This window comes from Clostridium autoethanogenum DSM 10061 (genome assembly GCF_001484725.1).
GTDB lineage: Bacteria > Bacillota > Clostridia > Clostridiales > Clostridiaceae > Clostridium_B > Clostridium_B ljungdahlii.
Map to the genome: position 1 here is coordinate 770,897 of NZ_CP012395.1, position 16,001 is coordinate 786,897.

Genomic DNA, 16,001 nt, shown 5'->3' on the forward strand with positions numbered 1-16,001 from the left:
ATTTCTAACTTTTTATTTTTAAACATTTATCACTTGGAACATAGACATTTATTTTTTCACCTTCATAATAAACATTATCGCCTCTATTTAACGTATCAATTAGCAGCATCGTATCATTTACAATTACATTTAGTCTAACAATATTGCCTAAAAAATATACATTTCTAATAACTCCACTGAAGGTGTTTTTACCAATTACCGTATCTTCTAAAATAATGCTAATATGCTCAGGTCGTATAAAAATATTACTACAATCCTCAGGTTGATTTAAAAATTTAGGTGTTAAAAGATTATAAGTTCCAACAAAATTTGCAACAAATTTTGTCTCCGGATTTTTATAAATTTCTTCCGGGGTACCATACTGAACAATTTCTCCTTTATTCATAATAAATATTCTATCTGAAATAGATAAAGCCTCTTCTTGATCATGTGTAACAAAAAGTGTTGTTATTTTAAATTTATTATGAACTTCTTTTATTAACTTTCTCAAGGTAATTCGTATTTGAGCATCTAAAGCACTTAGTGGTTCATCAAGTAAAAGTACATCAGGATTTACTACTAAAGCCCTTGCAAGTGCTACTCTTTGTTGTTGTCCTCCAGAAAGTTGGCTTGGATAATGATTTTCACGTCCATTGAGACCAACTAAATTTATAATTTCTTGAACCTTAATTTTTATTTCTTCTTGTGGTACTTTTTTTAATTTAGGTCCAAAAGCTATATTTTCTCTAGCAGTCATATTGGGAAATAAAGAATAACTTTGGAATACCATCCCCATATTTCTTTTATTAACTGGAATGTTTACTAAATCATTATTATTTACAGAAATTTCTCCACTACTTGGATCTTCTAGTCCAGCTATTATTCTAAGCAAAGTACTCTTTCCACAGCCGGATGGTCCAAGTAATGATACAAATTCACCTTTTTTTATGCTAATATTTATATTGGATAAAGCTTTTACTTTATTAAAATTCTTATTTAGCTCCTTTATTAAAATATAGTCCATTATTCTTTAACCCTCCATTTTTTTCCTGGCATTGTTAATACTGTTGTAATATATGAAATAACAAATATAACAATTGTATAAATTGTTACAACTGCACTAGCTGCATGTCCATTTTGGCTTAAAATATTATAAAGATACATCTGAACAGTCTGGTATGAGCTGCCAACCAATAGGTTAACTAAAGCAAAGTCACCAAATAATATTGCTACACATAAAAGTACTGCAGATATCAATCCTCTCATTATATTTGGCACTATAACCTTAATAAATGCTTGAAATTCAGTACAGCCTAAAATCATTGCAGCTTCCTTAAGATTAGGTGCATTTATTCCCCTAAAACTATTTCTTATAGAGTGATACATAAATGGTAAACATATAATAAAATATGCTCCTAATAATATCCACATGGTTCCAGATATATTTATAGGATCTTTAGAATAGATCTGGATAAGTCCTATAACAAGTACCACACCTGGCATAATAAAAGGAAGTAATGACAATACATCAAAAATCTTTTCCAACTTTTTAAAATGTAAACTAGCAAGGTATATGCTTGGAACCATAATGATAATACTTATTAAACAAGTCAAAATGCTTATAACTGTACTTCTTAATAATGCTAATTTAAATTGAGAATTTCCTAATATCAAACTATAGTATTTAAAAGTATAGCTTGTAGGCAAAATAGTTGTATCCCAACTGCCTGCCACAGAAAACAGAATTATAGCCAGCATTGGTACAAATAAATATATAAATAATAGTACTAAAAAAATCTTTTTCCCTATACTCTTTTTCATTTCTTTTCCTCCAAAATTTAATCTATGTTTTTAATAAGTTTAATTTTCACAAAAACAAATATCATTAAAATTCCACCTAAAACCATAGATAATGCACTAGCTAGTGAGGGATCAGAAGCTATATCATTAGATACAAGATTTGCAATAGTTATGGCAACTAGATTTTTATTAGAACCAACTAGAGCATAAGCAGTTGCATAGGCACCTAGTGAATTTGCCAAAAGGATACATAAACTTCCAGCTAATGAAGGTATTAATGTAGGTATTTCTATTTTAGTCCAAATAGTAAATTTGCTTGCACCAAGCGTTGAAGCTGCCTCTATAATATCGTCACTTATTGCATAAACAGCAGGATACATGAGCATTATTGCCAAAGGAATTTGAAAGTATATATACACAAGAATTATCCCCATCCAAGAATATAAGTCAAATCCACTGCTGTATAAATTAATGCCTAGTTTGCTTTTAAAAAATATGGTAATTAAACCATTAGCTCCAAGTAATACAATAAAAGCAAAGGCAAGAGGTACTCCGGAAAAATTAGAAGTCATGTTCACAATAGAAACTAATCTTTCTGCAATATCCTTCTTTAACGATTTTAAGCATATTGCAGCACAAGTACCTATAATCAAACCGACTAGCGATGAACAAATAGATACATTTAACCCATTCATTAAAGACATTAAATAAAATTTACTTGTAAACACTTTTATATAGTTAGAAAGTCCTATTCCACCATTTGTAATAAAGCTATTTATTAATACATAAATTCCAGGTATTATTTCAAATGATAAAACTAAAATTATTAAAAATATGAAAGGAAGCCATAAAAGGCTTCTCCTTCTTATTTCATTTTTTATTGTGCTAATATATTTTGTTTCCATAAGTCCGGTATCTCCTTACATGTTTTATTCCACACAGCATAATCCTTTATAGTTTTTGCAGATTTATAATCACTATCTGGCATCATTTGTTTTTTTATATCTTTAGGAATATTAACTTTTCTAATAGGCCTTGCAAATCCCTTAGCTAAATTTATTTGGCCTTGATCGCTAAATAAATAATCCTGGAAAGCTTTAGCTGCATTTGGATGAGGAGCATATTTGTTTATTATCGATACATAAGCACTCATAACTGTTGCGTCAGTAGGAATTACGACTTCATAATCACCTGCTTGATCAATTTGCTTTTTATAATTTAAAGCATTAAAATCCCACACAATACCAATTGGAATTTCTCCTTTTTGAAAATTGCTTACTTTTTCATCAACATTGTTTAAATTGCCCATAGCATTTAACTTCTTAAAAAAATCAATACCCGGCTGAATATTTTTTTCATCTCCACCATTTGCATATGCTGCCGCAAGTACAGCATTTTGTGATTCTGCAGCCTTCATTACATCTCCTACAGATATACATTTTTTATATTCAGGATTTAAAAGCTCTTTAAAACTGTGAGGTACGTCTTTTACAAGCTTCTTGTTTACAAAAAAGGCTATAGTTCCTGTATAAGCACCTGTCCAATATCCATCTTTATCTTTAGCCCAGTCAGGGACATCATTCCAGTATTTGTTTTTATAAGGTTGTACTATATTTTGAGATTTAGCAATATCACCAAAAGTTATTCCAACATCACCTATGTCACCTACTGGTTTATCTTTTTCAGCTTTGAATTTTGAAAGTTCTTCTACACTTGTCATGTCTGTATCTTGATGAATTATTCCATATTGATTTTCAACATCTTTAAAAATTTCGCTATAGTTTGCCCAAGTATCAGGCATACCATAAGAAATAAGTTTTCCTTCTTTTTTTACAGCTTCTTTTGTAGGCCTTACTTGAAGCTGTGCATCATTACTATTTGTTTTTACAGCATCTCTTTTGGTTCCACATCCTGCAAGTGTAGATGTAAATATTGATGTAACAATTAAACTTAATATTATGGCTCTTTTAGAATTTTTAAACATATCTTCGCTCCTTTAAACTTTTGTATTATTACTTAAATTTAAATTTCATATAGGGTGACGGATCTATTTTAAGTATTTCACATATTAGTGGTGCGACTATAAGCTGTGAGTATTCTTCTTTTTCAAAATCTACACTGTTGTCAAATATGAATAAGGGTAAGTTTCTAAGAAAATCAACATTGCCACCATGATTCCCTAATTCACTCATTCCATGATCAGAAGTTACTATTATTGAATAGTCATCTTTTAACCACAATGGTATTAAATTGGCTAGAATGCTGTCCATTTCAACCAACTTTGATTCATATTCTCTAGAACTAGAACCATACTTATGTCCAACAAAATCCAATCCCATAGGATGAATCAACAACAAGTCTGGGCAATATATATTTCTTAAATATTCTCCGTCTAGAAATAAATGAGTATCAGGATAACTGTCATCAAAATAGTAAATACCATGTTGAATATTCAAATCATCATCATGAAGTTGCCTATGACGGATATTATTAAAGGGACTTATATTATACAATTCACTTATCCAGCTATAAGCTGCAGCTCCTGTAGTTAAATTACTTTTTCTAGCTAAAGAAAAAATATTCTCCATATTTGAATTGCGTGTAATATTATTAGATGTTATACCATGTTCACACACAGGCGTACCAGTAAATATGGTTTCATAACAAGGCCTGGAAAGACTGGGAAGTTCACCTCTTATATTTACATATTTAGCTTTTTTGTATTCAACCATATGCCATAAATATCCCATATGATCTTTTGCACCTTTTCTCGTAAGTCCATCTAGTAATATAAATATTAACTTTTTCATACACTAATCTCCTTTCAAGTTGTCTACAACTAGAATTATGCACTTAGCTTGTTAAGACAACTTTACAAATAAGTTAATTCCATGTAAATCAATCCAATTCCCCACAATTCAACATAAATTATTTTTATAAGCGAAAATTTATTCAGATAATGAAAAATGACATAATCAAATAAAACTTTACTTGATTATGCCACTTTGAATTTTATTATTCCAAGACACATTTCATAGCTTTACCTTTTTCACTATAACTAGTGTCATTTACAGATTCTACTTTAAAATTTCCATTTTCATATGTAATCTTGGATATACTTGAATTATCCATATCTCGCACATTAAAATTCTTGTCCAAATAATCAATAATCAATCTAATTATTCCACCGTGAGCTACTACAAGTATATTTCCACTCTCACCATCAGAATTTTCCATGCATATCCCTGTTAGTGTTTTCATAACTCTTTTTATTACTGTATCATAACACTCCGCTTCCTTTGTATCATCCAAAGTTGCACATGAATTGCAGTATTCTCTTTGGAAATCATACTTTTCTTCTGCTTCCTTAAAGGAACTTACATTAAGGTAGCTAAGTATATCGTTAAACATTATACTCTCAAGCTCTCCTTCGTATTTTCCAAAATACATTTCTCTTAGTCCTTCAAGTTCTTTTAACTGTAAATTTTCACTTACCTTATTTTCCTTTATAACAATTTTTGCAGTTTTCACTGCCCTACCCAAATCACTGCTGTAGGCTGCTTTAAATTTAACATTGCTAAGTCCAAGCCCTGTATTTACAGCTACCTCAATTCCTGCCTTGGTAAGAACTCCATCGCACCATCCCTGAGTTCTATTAGCTTTGTTTAAAATGGTTTGTCCATGTCTCATTAAATATAAAGTAATTTTACTTTTATTATTACTGCTCATTTTCTCCTCCATAATTATATCTACACAATATATGCCATATTATGATTATTATAACTTATCTTTTAAATCATTTCATTATTAAAACTTTCAAATTACGTGGAAGTAATTTATAGTCTTCTATAAAACTAATTGATTCTAGCTTTTTGTAGGTTGTTTCTGGCAATTCCTCTAATGGAGTTTTAGCAAGTATTTTTCTTGTCTCCCAATCATTAAATTCGGTAATATTCTTTATGCTAGTTATACACTTTTTATTTGCAGGACAGATAATTTGACATCTCATACAGCCTATTAAGCAATTGTGCCACTCTGGTCTTAAGCTCTTTTTGAAATCTCCGCTATCTTCATTTTGAAGTGTAATACATTTATTAGCATGTACTATAAATCTATCCTCTGCTATCGCCCCTGTAGGACAATTTTTTAAACACAGATCACAATTTTTACATGTGTCCATAATGGTATACTCCCCCCAGGAGTCATTTTCCCAGGGCATATCTGATACATATACTCCAAGCCAATAAAAGCTGCTTTCACCATTTATATAACAAATATTATTTTTTCCATATGTACCTAGTCCACTTTTTACTGCTAAAGGCTTGCATGGAATATTAACCTTAATTGCCTTAAAATTTTCATAGGAAAGTATCTTCTCAACAATTTCAGTTATCTCACATATTTTCTTATGTTTTTTCTCAAATTCACTGCTTGAATTTAATAAATACATTGGCGGCATAATTACAGCATACCTTTTTAAGCCTAAAGTAAAATATACTCTTGCTACTGGCTGTGGAACTGCTATAACAATAATTGATTTTGGTTTTAAAAAATCATCTGATACTTTATAATCAAACTTATTTAAATACTTCCCAATATTAACATTTATATCTTCATAAGTTTGTTTCATATTTTCTATGCCTAATTTTATTTCTTCCATATGTTTAAAGGAGATAATTTGTGCCTTAAAACCATATTCTTCAACCTTCTTTATGAAATTACTTGCATAGTTTTTCATTTGCCTGCACCCCTCTTTTTAATATGTATAGTGTAACTATCAATTTTACATAATACAGTTACATTGGTATAATTAAATAATAACATCGATCCAAGTAACGGTCAATATAATTAATGGAGGTTACACAAAATGGAGTTCTTATGTATGGATTTCATCAATAGTCAATGGTACAAAACTCATAAAATTTTTAAGGATCCCCTAAAGGATAAAAATTGGTTGAAAGATTTTTGTGCAAAATGGAATTTAGCAGATACTCATATACCTGATAAAGCAATGATTAATAAATTATTAGAACTTAGGGATTTTTTAAGTTATGTTACAAATAAACTATGTACAAAAAAAACATTAGATTTAAAAGACATAAATAAAATAAATGATTATCTTAAAGCTTCTTTATTTTATAAGATATTAGAGAAAAGTGAAGATAGATTTTGCATAAAAACTGTTCCAGTTAAATCCTGTTCAGATTTTATCATATTTGAAATCATTTCTTCTTTTGCTCAAATGATTTCAAAATACGATATAGACAGAATTAAACTTTGTGAAAATCCTGAATGTAGATGGGTTTTTTATGACGAAAGTAAAAGTCATACACGAAAATGGTGTGACAATACCTGCGCAACTCTTATAAAAGTTCGCAGATTTAGAGAAAACAGAAAGCAAAAAAAATGACATGATCAAATCCCAATTTGATCATGTCATTTGGAAACAATCCAAATATATTTACTTCCTTTAAATCTTGTGTTTCACAAATTCAATTCCTATATCAAATGCTTTAGCACAATCTTTGGGAAATACTTCTTTATGCCTTTTTAACTTTTTTTCATAATCAAACATATCTGAAACCACCTTTGAATAATCATTAAATTGGTAAGTATCAGTACAATACAATGTTTTGCATTTTCCAAAGAATTTTTTAAATAGCATTTCGTTAGATTCAAGATATTTATCTAAACATATATTTTTCATTTTCTCTTCAGATATGTTCATTGTATATATTAATGCTGCAGGAATATTTCTAGGTAGAAGTGTAGGATGATTAGTATACTCTATCAACGGAAAAAATAGCCTTTCTATAAATGATCTTGTTTCACCCGTAACATTACCCAAATATATAGGTGAACCTAAAACCACTGCATCTGCTGTATCCAGCCTTTTTAGTACAGGAGAAAGATCATCTACCCTGGCACATTTACCGTAACTTTTACCTTCTTTTAATTTACATGCAAAACAGCTAGCACAACCTTTAAAGTTTAAATCATACAGATGGATAATTTCTGTTTCAGCCCCTTGAGAAGCAGCTCCTTCAAGAACCTTATTTAATAAAGTTGCTGTATTATGATTTTTTCTAGGACCTCCATTAATAGCTATTACTCTCATATCACAATCCTCCTTCTCGTGTAATAAGTTTACATAGTTTTTAATTCAATAAAATTTCATATTTCTGTTGTAATTTCAAATTAATGTTGTAAATTACTTTACAAGAGATATTATATACTGTACTATCATTTTAGGGAAGTAGGTACTTTTTAGTAGTATAGTACCCATTTGTATACTTATAATAACTAATTATTATAAAATGAAGAGAGGTGAACATTAGCGATGACAATATAATAAAGTTCTGTTAAATTATATGTGTCATCACTAAATATAATAAATGTTGAAATTCAAAGGCAATGAATACAGCTGCTCCATGGAATTAACTTTAGATATCATAGGTGGCAAATGGAAGCCTCTTATTATATGGCACTTAGGTGAAAATACTCTGAGATTCAGTGAGTTAAAAAGGGCCTTGCCAAATATTACTCAAAAAATGCTTACTCAGCAGCTTAGAGCATTGGAGGAAGATCAATTAGTGAATAGATTTGTCTATGCTGAAGTTCCTCCTAAAGTAGAATATTCTCTTACAGAAAAGGGTAAAACCCTTTTACCTGTTTTATCAACTTTATGTAATTGGGCAATTGAATATTATAATTCAATGACATCAATTTAAGAAAATGAAGTGACTGTAAACAAAGTGGAATGTTTCAATTCAATAAAATTTCATATTTAATATTTATTTACTTGCCCACTTCTCTAAAAATTTAATTGTCTCATTCCACGAGTCCATATTTGCCTTTGCCCAACTTTCTACATCGTATGGATATTTCTCTGATGGATATATTGACTGAAAAGGCACTGTCAATATATGACCTGACTTTGCAAAGGTAATGTGCTTATATTCATGTTTAAAATGTGATTTTTCAAATATACTGCAAACTGTTTCTGAATGCATTTTTGAAGGCCATATTTCATCTGCTGCTGATGATATCATTAAAACAGATCCATTTATCTTATCTAATGCAATAGTAGCCTTGTCCCTATCGCCTTCTTCAATTAGTTTTTTATACATCCATGCCAGTGCTCCTTTTTCTTTTTTCATCATTTTTATTATCAATCTCAGTATAATATGAAAATTAAATTTTAAATAAGGTATTTCGCGACCTCTATACATCCATGAAGAATGATGGGATGGAAGTTTATTACTTTTAATTCCTTCATATACGTAACAGCTTGGAGTATTTGCAATAACACAGGCGATATCTTTAAACATAGATGCTGCAAGGAGCACCAGTTCACCACCCTTAGATCTTCCATATATAGCTATCTTGTTTTCGTCAACAGTATCCTGCCTCTTTAGCCACTTTACTGCATTTTCAACGTACTCAAGAGGTATCATGTTAAGATCCTCTGGTGTTCCTTCAAGTCCAAAATAACAAACCGCTAATGCAGAATATCCTCTCATGGCAAATAGTTCAGCAATTGCCTGTGCTTTTTCAATTCTGCCATCACTTCCACTTAAAACAATTATTGCAGGGTGTTTTATATTATCTTTAGAAGTAAAATATCTTGCTAAGAGATTTTTTTCTACTACATCAATACTTTTAATTGTGTCATCACAGTAAACCCTTGTATGTTCCTTTGATCCAATTATTTTTCCGTTCTTCTCTACTGTAAATGTAATTTTGTACTTTCTATTTTCATTTATACTACTTAACTTTTGTATTAACTTGCTCTTACGGATCTGCTTTGGCCTCATAGAATAAAATAATCCCATTTTATCACAATTACTATAAGTTCCATCAACTGGCACTGCATTTTCAAAGTTAATATTTCCACATTCATCTGTTTCAAAAACTGCATAAGACTCCCACAACGTGTTATCTCCTATTTCAAGTATAGAAGCATTAATACAATAGTAATCGCTGCTTACAGCACGAATTATAACTTTTTCATTTTTGGGAAGACCATTTATTTTTATATCAACTGGCTCATCTACTCTTGATACTTCTGGTGTTATTTTTATTGTACAATTATCATTATTCATAGCTTCTCCTCTACCTTCTATCAAAATCTGCTATTTCTCCATAACCTGTCCAGTTAGACCCATCATAAGCAGCTAATTTATTTAAAAGTTTCCACAATGTCTCTAATTCTTCATCATCAAAGTCTCTAAATATAGTGCTCATGAGTTTATTTCCTTTTTCATAATACTCTTTAATAATTTTCATACAATCTTGAGTTATTTTAATGTTAACTGACCGCTTATCTTTCTTATTTTCTTCTAAAATTACATAGTTCTTTTTTTCTAAATTTACAACAATATGTTTTACATTTTGCTTGGAACATCCCATCTTCTCTGCTATATTGCTATAAAAGGCCTCATTTTCTGGCAAATGTAAAATTGTTAAAAGTACCATCCACTGACGAACTGTTATTCTCTCATCCAGTTTATCTCCTTCTACTTGAACCTTATTTGATAGATAAAAAATTATTGCAAAAATTTGCTGTATATAAAACCGATTCATTTGTTTCCTCCTTAAGATTTAGTAACTAGACAACATGTTGTCTAGTTAGATAGTATACCCCTTTTTATAAAAAATCAATAGCTTAAATAAAAATAGTATGCATGGGTCTTATAAATATAAACCTATGCACACTATTTTATAAATACTGTATGTATCATTTAAAATAAAACTTACTATAGCATTTCTAATATTTCTACCGTATATTTTTCACTTGGAGCATCAACTTCAACTGTATCTCCAACTTTTTTTCCTACTAATGCTTTTCCTAAATCCGACTCTATGCTTATAAGCATATTTTCTGGGTCAGCATCTATAGTAGTTACTAATGATACAATTTCTTCATCTTCATCCTCTACAAATTTAATTTTAAATTTACTATTAACACCTATTACCGATTTATCCGCACTTTTAACATCTATTACAGTTGCAGTTGAAATCATACTTAATAGATACTGGATTCTATTGTCATTTTCTCTGTAGTTTGCACAGGCTTCTTTATACTCTGCATTTTCAGACCTATCACCATGTGCAGCAGCTACTAATTTTTCCTTTGCTATTTCGGCCCTTTTTACAGTCATTCTATAGTCTAATTCTTCTCTTAACTTGTCAATATTTTCTTGTGTCAGTATATTCTTCATATAAGGACAAACCTCCCTGCCATATATTATGTTACTATTATATAATATATAGAGAAAAATTTAAAATTTCTTGCATAATTCTATAGTTTCAACTTAAACTAATCTATATAAAATTTAAGGAAGAGTTGATACTATGTTTGTAGATAGAAAAGATGCTGGGAAAAAACTTGCTGTAGAGCTTGAAAAATTTAAAGATGAAAGCCCTATTGTTCTTGCCATTCCAAGAGGAGGAATAGTAACAGCTTATGAAACTATAAAAAAATTTGGATTCGAATGGGATTTAATCATTCCAAGGAAAATAGGTTCACCTCGTAATAAAGAAGTTGCCATTGGTGCTGTATCTTCAGATGGAACCTATCTTTTGAATGAAGGTTCTATAAATGTGCTAAATATATCTGAAGATTATATAGGAAAGGAAATATCTAAGCAAATAAAAGAAATTAAAAGGAGATTAAATAAATATAAAGGAAATGAAAATTTTCCTGATGTAAAAAATAGAACAGTAATAATTATTGATGATGGAATTGCAACGGGTTTTACAATACAGGCCGCTATAAAGTCAATCAAAAAACACGCTGCAAAAAAAATCATTCTAGCTGTACCAGTAGCTCCACGAGATACAATTTCTTTATTGAAGAAATTTGTAGATGAAGTTATATGCCTATTTATACCCGATGAATTTTATGCTGTAGGCTTACATTATAAAAACTTTGAACAAACTACTGATGAGGAAGTCTTTACTATAATGCGTGAATTAGAAAAGAGATAATTTAATTTGCTTTTTTACATTACAAAATACTAAATTTTATTTCTTTGATATAGAACTTCGAATACCTTCCAATCCATTGACAATTCTATCTACATATTGACTATTTGTATAACAATTTATGCACTCCTGCAAGTTTCTTGCTTGCCCACGTTTTAAATATCCTATAAATGCATTTAACGCATTTTCATTACAGTAGTCACTATGTACAACCCCATTTTGTTCAATACGTGTGCGTAGTTTCTGAATGTCAATAACAATTTGGTCAATTATATTACTATTTATTTGTTTAGAAACTAACCTATATATAATTGTTAAAATAAATATACCTGCTAAAATTGCAGTAAATCGTGATGCATAATACTTAAAAATATTTGTATTCACATCTTTTCCAATAAAAAAACTACTCAGAGAAGCTACGCTGTTATAAGATTCCTTTGAAATTATTCCAAATGAAAGGAAAAGAACAAATAAACTCCCTGAAATTTGAACTGGTCTCTTTCCTTTTTTCTCATACTTAACTCTTTCTTGATCTAACCCATTAATTCTAATTATTATTTTTCTTATTGTTTCTAACTGGCCTATTAAGATTTGCCTATTCTCCATGTAATTTCCCCTACCTCGTAAATTCATAACTTATCCTTATAGTTATATGTATATTAAATTTCTAGAAATTAATTCTCAAATATACTAATATGCTTTTTCTATATACATAACTTAAAATTTTCTTAATTTGAGTTGCAATGTTTAAAAATGCATCTTATATACTCTATATTGCATGTTAAAAGAAATCTATAGTTTACATTTATAAAACTCAATATAATAAATTTGTAATGAAAAGGAGGTTAATTTATGTTCAAAGGATTTATCTTAGGACTTTCAAGCGGAGGCTACTGCCTTGCTTCTTGTATTCCTGTATTTGTTCCCTATATTTTAAGTGAAGATAAAAAGACAAAATGGAATTTTATTTGTTTATCTAAATTCATGTTAGGAAGACTTCTTGGTTATATACTATTTGCTATTTTAGCGTGGATTACAGGAAACTTTATAATAAAACAATCTCACTTTAAAGGAATTATATTTGCACTATCTTATATATTTTTATCATTTACACTTATAGTTTACACATTTTCAAAGTCGCATAGATTTTGCAATATTAAATACTTTAGTAAGTTTTCTAACTACTCAAATAAAGAAAAAGGCTTTACTACTGTAGTGCTTTTAGGCTTTTTAACAGGTATAAATGTATGTCCTCCATTCATTTTAGCTTTTTCAGATGCTGCTTTCTTTACTAATATCCTCAGCAGTATTTTATACTTTGCTGCCTTTTTCGTAGGCACTGCTGTTTATTTTATACCCATTCCATTTATAGGTGTTTTAAAAGGTAAGCAAATTAAATTAATAGGTCAAATGTGCTCTTTAATAATTGGAGTGTTTTACATGTATTCAGGAATAATGATGCTTTTTAAGGAGATGATGTTAAATTGAATAATTTAGAAACTAAAAAAATAGCAGAAACAAGTACAGGCAAAAAGTTTGCAAAATCAGTAGCTGCTTGTATACCAATATTACTGTTAAGTATTGTTTTGTTAAGCGGCGGCAGTTCCCTTCCAAAGGAACCTTTAATGAGAATTTCTTTTTCCATAGGCTATGTTTTTATAAATATAATATTTTTTCTTATGGTGTACACAAAGAAAACTTATAAATATAGGAGGATATTTTTTGTAATATATGCCTTACTTTTTGCAGTCAGTTTTATGACTAATTTAATAGAACTTAGAGGAAGTATTTTCTATAATGAATCCACTTTTATTAATGGAGAAACTCCATTTTGCCATATGGTAATTCCAATGATTATAATACCTGCTGCTTTAACCAAAACCATAATTTTCCCCGGCTCACTTTTAACTGGATTTGCTAGCATTGCAAGTATGATAGTAATTTGGCTTGGCGCTAGTATAGCCTTTGGACGAGGCTTTTGCAGTTGGGCTTGTTTTTATGGAGGATTTGATGAAGGATGTTCTTTATTATGTAAAAAGCCAAAATTGAAAATAAATAGGAAGTGGACTTATTTATCCTTTGCTATTTTAATATCTATTGTTTTATTGTCTGCTGCTACTCTTGCTCCTGTTTACTGTGATTGGCTTTGTCCCTTTAAAGCAGTTACGGAAGCAGAACAAATAACTTCCACAATAGTATTAATTAAAACTATTGTTTTTTACTCCTTATTCTTAATTTTAGTTATAATACTGCCTATACTTACTGGAAAAAGAACTCAATGCGGACTATTTTGTCCCTTCGGAGCCTTCCAATCCTTTTCTAATAAAATAAATATATTTGAAATAAGAATAGATAAAAATAAATGTTTAAATTGCAAAAAGTGTGTAAGAGAATGTCCAACTTACTCAATAGATGAGAACAGTCTTGCAAATGGAAAAGCTTTAATTACCTGTACCAAATGCGGAAAATGTATAGATACTTGTCCTGCTTCTGCTGTATCTTATCACATAAAAGGTACAAAAACAGGTGTGAAAACTAATTTATCCAGATATTTATTTCTCTATCCTGCATATATTTTTGCACTTACAATTGGTGGTGGGACTATGATTAAGGGAGTATATAGACTTTTAAGACTTATAACTACAGGCAGCTTTTTTTAGAAGTAATTAAATAATAAAAAGAAAGGCGGATTAAAAATGATCAAATTGAAAGCTTTTTTAGGGTATACTGCTGCTGTTTTATCCTTATTTGTAGTACTAGCCACTTTTATAGCTACTGACTTCTGGGCTAAAGAGTTTGTTAATATAACTTCAATAAAAGTTTCTCCTATATATACTGGCGGTGAAGTAAATAAGACTATTTCTTTCAAGGATTATAACATAAAAATACACAAACCTGTATTTCAGGGTCTTTTTTCTGATAGATCTAAAGGCTTTGTTGAAATTGATTATACAGGTAAAAATATACCTAAAGTAATTTCTCAAAGTATAGATTTTGATGGGGATGGTAAGTATGATTTTTATATTAAATACGACACTAAAAATGATAAATCTCAATTTAAATCTTTAAATAAAAATGTAGTTTCTCTGCAGGGAGTATATAAAATAACGACTGGATATGCTGTCAGAGTAAATTTAAAAAAGTAGATAACATAAGAAGTAAGGTTCACATAGAGTTTTGAACCTTACTTTTATTTAGTTACTTTTTGACACATTTAATGATTTCCTCTTAGTTGCTTCTTCTTATTTATAAGTTTTAAATTGAACTTCAAATATTTTTTATAGGAATAGTAGCAAAAACTCATTCCTAAAAATTCCGCTGATATTAAAATTGAGGCTAATGTCACTGTTACAATTTTTTCATCATAAACTAAATAGTTATATAAGGATGGTATATATGAAATAACTCCTATTATAACAAACACTGCTAAAAAAGATAATTTTGCATCAATTTGTTTTATCCCAAGCATATAAATGAATACAAACCTGGAAATTGTTCCGATAACACCACCAAGTATACAAGATATAATTAATATAGACGCAACTACGCCATTCATATTTACAACCGTTACTTGGCACATACCAACAAATAATCCAATAAATACAGATATTATTAAGTTAAATAAAAAGTCTTTTACGTTTTCCTTCATATTCAAATCACCTCAAAATTTATAAACCTCTCTATACGCCGAGGAATTTCTTAAAATCGTTCAAATATTTTCGTGTAACATAAACTTCTTCATCTATATTCATAATTTTTAATATAAGCTTACTATTAAACCAAGAAATTATACGATCTACCTTTTCTATATTTACAACAAAACATTTACTCACTCTTATGAAGCCTTTACTTTCTAGTTTTTCTTCTAACTCATAAAGCTTTTCCTTTACTTTATATTTTTTGTCCCTTGTTCTACCGAAAACGTCATTACCCATAGCTTCAAAATAGTAAATTTCATCATAAGTTAATACCTTAAGCTCATCTTTTTCGCATCTTCCTGTAATTATATTTTTAAACTCCTCTTTACTTGTTGAAATTTCATCTAAATAATCCATTAAAACATTTATGGTCGTCATATCAAAATATATGCCTATTTTTCCCTTTTCTAAAGGAAATCCTTTTTCAATTACACACACATTGGCATCCTTACTAATTTCTATTTTCCGAGTATTAAGTATTTCTTCTAATACTCTGGTCATATTTTCAGAACAAATTAAATTCATTTCCATGAT

General features: G+C 29.5%; 20 protein-coding genes. 6 read left to right on the top strand and 14 right to left on the bottom strand.

Annotation, left to right across the window (positions count from 1 at the left end; genetic code table 11):
- Positions 1-4: 4 nt before the first annotated feature.
- From CLAU_RS03305 to CLAU_RS03335, 7 genes are all read right to left on the bottom strand, one after another.
- The gene (locus CLAU_RS03305) at positions 5-1,003 is read right to left on the bottom strand and encodes an ABC transporter ATP-binding protein (RefSeq protein WP_023161948.1); all 999 of its coding nucleotides are present in this window, start codon (positions 1,001-1,003) and stop codon (positions 5-7) included.
- Positions 1,003-1,800, bottom strand: a complete 798-nt coding sequence (locus CLAU_RS03310; RefSeq protein ID WP_013239276.1) for an ABC transporter permease — start codon at positions 1,798-1,800, stop codon at positions 1,003-1,005. The genes CLAU_RS03305 and CLAU_RS03310 overlap by 1 nt, the downstream gene beginning before the upstream one ends.
- Positions 1,801-1,817: 17 nt before the next feature.
- Positions 1,818-2,684: an ABC transporter permease gene (locus CLAU_RS03315; protein WP_023161949.1), complete on the bottom strand. Its 867-nt coding sequence runs from the start codon at positions 2,682-2,684 to the stop codon at positions 1,818-1,820.
- The gene (locus tag CLAU_RS03320; protein ID WP_013239278.1) at positions 2,657-3,763 is read right to left on the bottom strand and encodes an extracellular solute-binding protein; all 1,107 of its coding nucleotides are present in this window, start codon (positions 3,761-3,763) and stop codon (positions 2,657-2,659) included. Before CLAU_RS03320 ends, CLAU_RS03315 begins: the two co-directional genes overlap by 28 nt.
- A gap of 28 nt (positions 3,764-3,791) precedes the next feature.
- Positions 3,792-4,589, bottom strand: coding sequence for an alkaline phosphatase family protein (locus CLAU_RS03325; protein WP_013239279.1), 798 nt, complete (start codon positions 4,587-4,589; stop codon positions 3,792-3,794).
- A 205-nt stretch (positions 4,590-4,794) separates the two neighbouring features.
- Positions 4,795-5,508, bottom strand: a complete 714-nt coding sequence (locus tag CLAU_RS03330) for a histidine phosphatase family protein (protein ID WP_013239280.1) — start codon at positions 5,506-5,508, stop codon at positions 4,795-4,797.
- A 67-nt stretch (positions 5,509-5,575) separates the two neighbouring features.
- Positions 5,576-6,517 carry a 4Fe-4S double cluster binding domain-containing protein gene (locus CLAU_RS03335; protein ID WP_013239281.1) on the bottom strand — a complete coding sequence of 314 codons (942 nt, stop codon included), beginning with the start codon at positions 6,515-6,517 and terminating at the stop codon, positions 5,576-5,578.
- A 129-nt stretch (positions 6,518-6,646) separates the two neighbouring features.
- Here CLAU_RS03335 and CLAU_RS03340 point away from each other — a divergent pair, with 129 nt between their 5' ends.
- Complete coding sequence (locus tag CLAU_RS03340; protein ID WP_013239282.1) at positions 6,647-7,189, top strand: CGNR zinc finger domain-containing protein; 543 nt, start codon at positions 6,647-6,649, stop codon at positions 7,187-7,189.
- A 60-nt stretch (positions 7,190-7,249) separates the two neighbouring features.
- Here CLAU_RS03340 and CLAU_RS03345 read toward each other — a convergent pair whose 3' ends face one another.
- Positions 7,250-7,897 (bottom strand): flavodoxin family protein, encoded by a 648-nt coding sequence (locus CLAU_RS03345; protein ID WP_013239283.1) that lies wholly within the window; start codon positions 7,895-7,897, stop codon positions 7,250-7,252.
- A gap of 277 nt (positions 7,898-8,174) precedes the next feature.
- Here CLAU_RS03345 and CLAU_RS03350 point away from each other — a divergent pair, with 277 nt between their 5' ends.
- Positions 8,175-8,510: a winged helix-turn-helix transcriptional regulator gene (locus CLAU_RS03350; protein WP_013239284.1), complete on the top strand. Its 336-nt coding sequence runs from the start codon at positions 8,175-8,177 to the stop codon at positions 8,508-8,510.
- Positions 8,511-8,573: 63 nt separating this feature from the next.
- Here the strand turns inward: CLAU_RS03350 and CLAU_RS03355 are convergent, their stop codons facing one another.
- The 3 genes from CLAU_RS03355 to CLAU_RS03365 all read right to left on the bottom strand — a co-directional run bounded on the left by CLAU_RS03355 (position 8,574) and on the right by CLAU_RS03365 (position 11,003).
- Positions 8,574-9,908 carry an acyl-CoA thioesterase/bile acid-CoA:amino acid N-acyltransferase family protein gene (locus tag CLAU_RS03355; RefSeq protein ID WP_013239285.1) on the bottom strand — a complete coding sequence of 445 codons (1,335 nt, stop codon included), beginning with the start codon at positions 9,906-9,908 and terminating at the stop codon, positions 8,574-8,576.
- Positions 9,895-10,365 (bottom strand): MarR family winged helix-turn-helix transcriptional regulator, encoded by a 471-nt coding sequence (locus tag CLAU_RS03360; protein ID WP_013239286.1) that lies wholly within the window; start codon positions 10,363-10,365, stop codon positions 9,895-9,897. Before CLAU_RS03360 ends, CLAU_RS03355 begins: the two co-directional genes overlap by 14 nt.
- A gap of 173 nt (positions 10,366-10,538) precedes the next feature.
- Positions 10,539-11,003, bottom strand: coding sequence for a GreA/GreB family elongation factor (locus CLAU_RS03365; RefSeq protein WP_013239287.1), 465 nt, complete (start codon positions 11,001-11,003; stop codon positions 10,539-10,541).
- A gap of 133 nt (positions 11,004-11,136) precedes the next feature.
- On the opposite strand from CLAU_RS03365, the gene CLAU_RS03370 reads away from it, so the two are divergent.
- Positions 11,137-11,772: a phosphoribosyltransferase gene (locus CLAU_RS03370; protein WP_013239288.1), complete on the top strand. Its 636-nt coding sequence runs from the start codon at positions 11,137-11,139 to the stop codon at positions 11,770-11,772.
- A 36-nt stretch (positions 11,773-11,808) separates the two neighbouring features.
- Here the strand turns inward: CLAU_RS03370 and CLAU_RS03375 are convergent, their stop codons facing one another.
- Entirely contained in the window at positions 11,809-12,375 is a 567-nt protein-coding gene (locus CLAU_RS03375; RefSeq protein ID WP_029170006.1) for a hypothetical protein, read from the bottom strand.
- A 246-nt stretch (positions 12,376-12,621) separates the two neighbouring features.
- Here CLAU_RS03375 and CLAU_RS03380 point away from each other — a divergent pair, with 246 nt between their 5' ends.
- Genes CLAU_RS03380 through CLAU_RS03390 form a run of 3 tightly spaced genes read left to right on the top strand, consistent with a single transcriptional unit; the run spans position 12,622 to position 14,915 of the window.
- A complete protein-coding gene (locus CLAU_RS03380; RefSeq protein ID WP_013239290.1) occupies positions 12,622-13,257 on the top strand; it encodes a sulfite exporter TauE/SafE family protein in 636 nt (211 codons plus the stop codon).
- Entirely contained in the window at positions 13,254-14,429 is a 1,176-nt protein-coding gene (locus tag CLAU_RS03385) for a 4Fe-4S binding protein (RefSeq protein WP_013239291.1), read from the top strand. The genes CLAU_RS03380 and CLAU_RS03385 overlap by 4 nt, the downstream gene beginning before the upstream one ends.
- 36 nt (positions 14,430-14,465) lie before the next feature.
- The gene (locus tag CLAU_RS03390; RefSeq protein WP_013239292.1) at positions 14,466-14,915 is read left to right on the top strand and encodes a hypothetical protein; all 450 of its coding nucleotides are present in this window, start codon (positions 14,466-14,468) and stop codon (positions 14,913-14,915) included.
- 68 nt (positions 14,916-14,983) lie between these two features.
- Here the strand turns inward: CLAU_RS03390 and CLAU_RS03395 are convergent, their stop codons facing one another.
- Together CLAU_RS03395 and CLAU_RS03400 are read right to left on the bottom strand one after the other, a co-directional pair.
- Positions 14,984-15,418: a hypothetical protein gene (locus CLAU_RS03395; protein WP_023161954.1), complete on the bottom strand. Its 435-nt coding sequence runs from the start codon at positions 15,416-15,418 to the stop codon at positions 14,984-14,986.
- 31 nt (positions 15,419-15,449) lie between these two features.
- A complete protein-coding gene (locus CLAU_RS03400) occupies positions 15,450-15,998 on the bottom strand; it encodes a LytTR family DNA-binding domain-containing protein (RefSeq protein ID WP_013239294.1) in 549 nt (182 codons plus the stop codon).
- Positions 15,999-16,001: the final 3 nt, after the last annotated feature.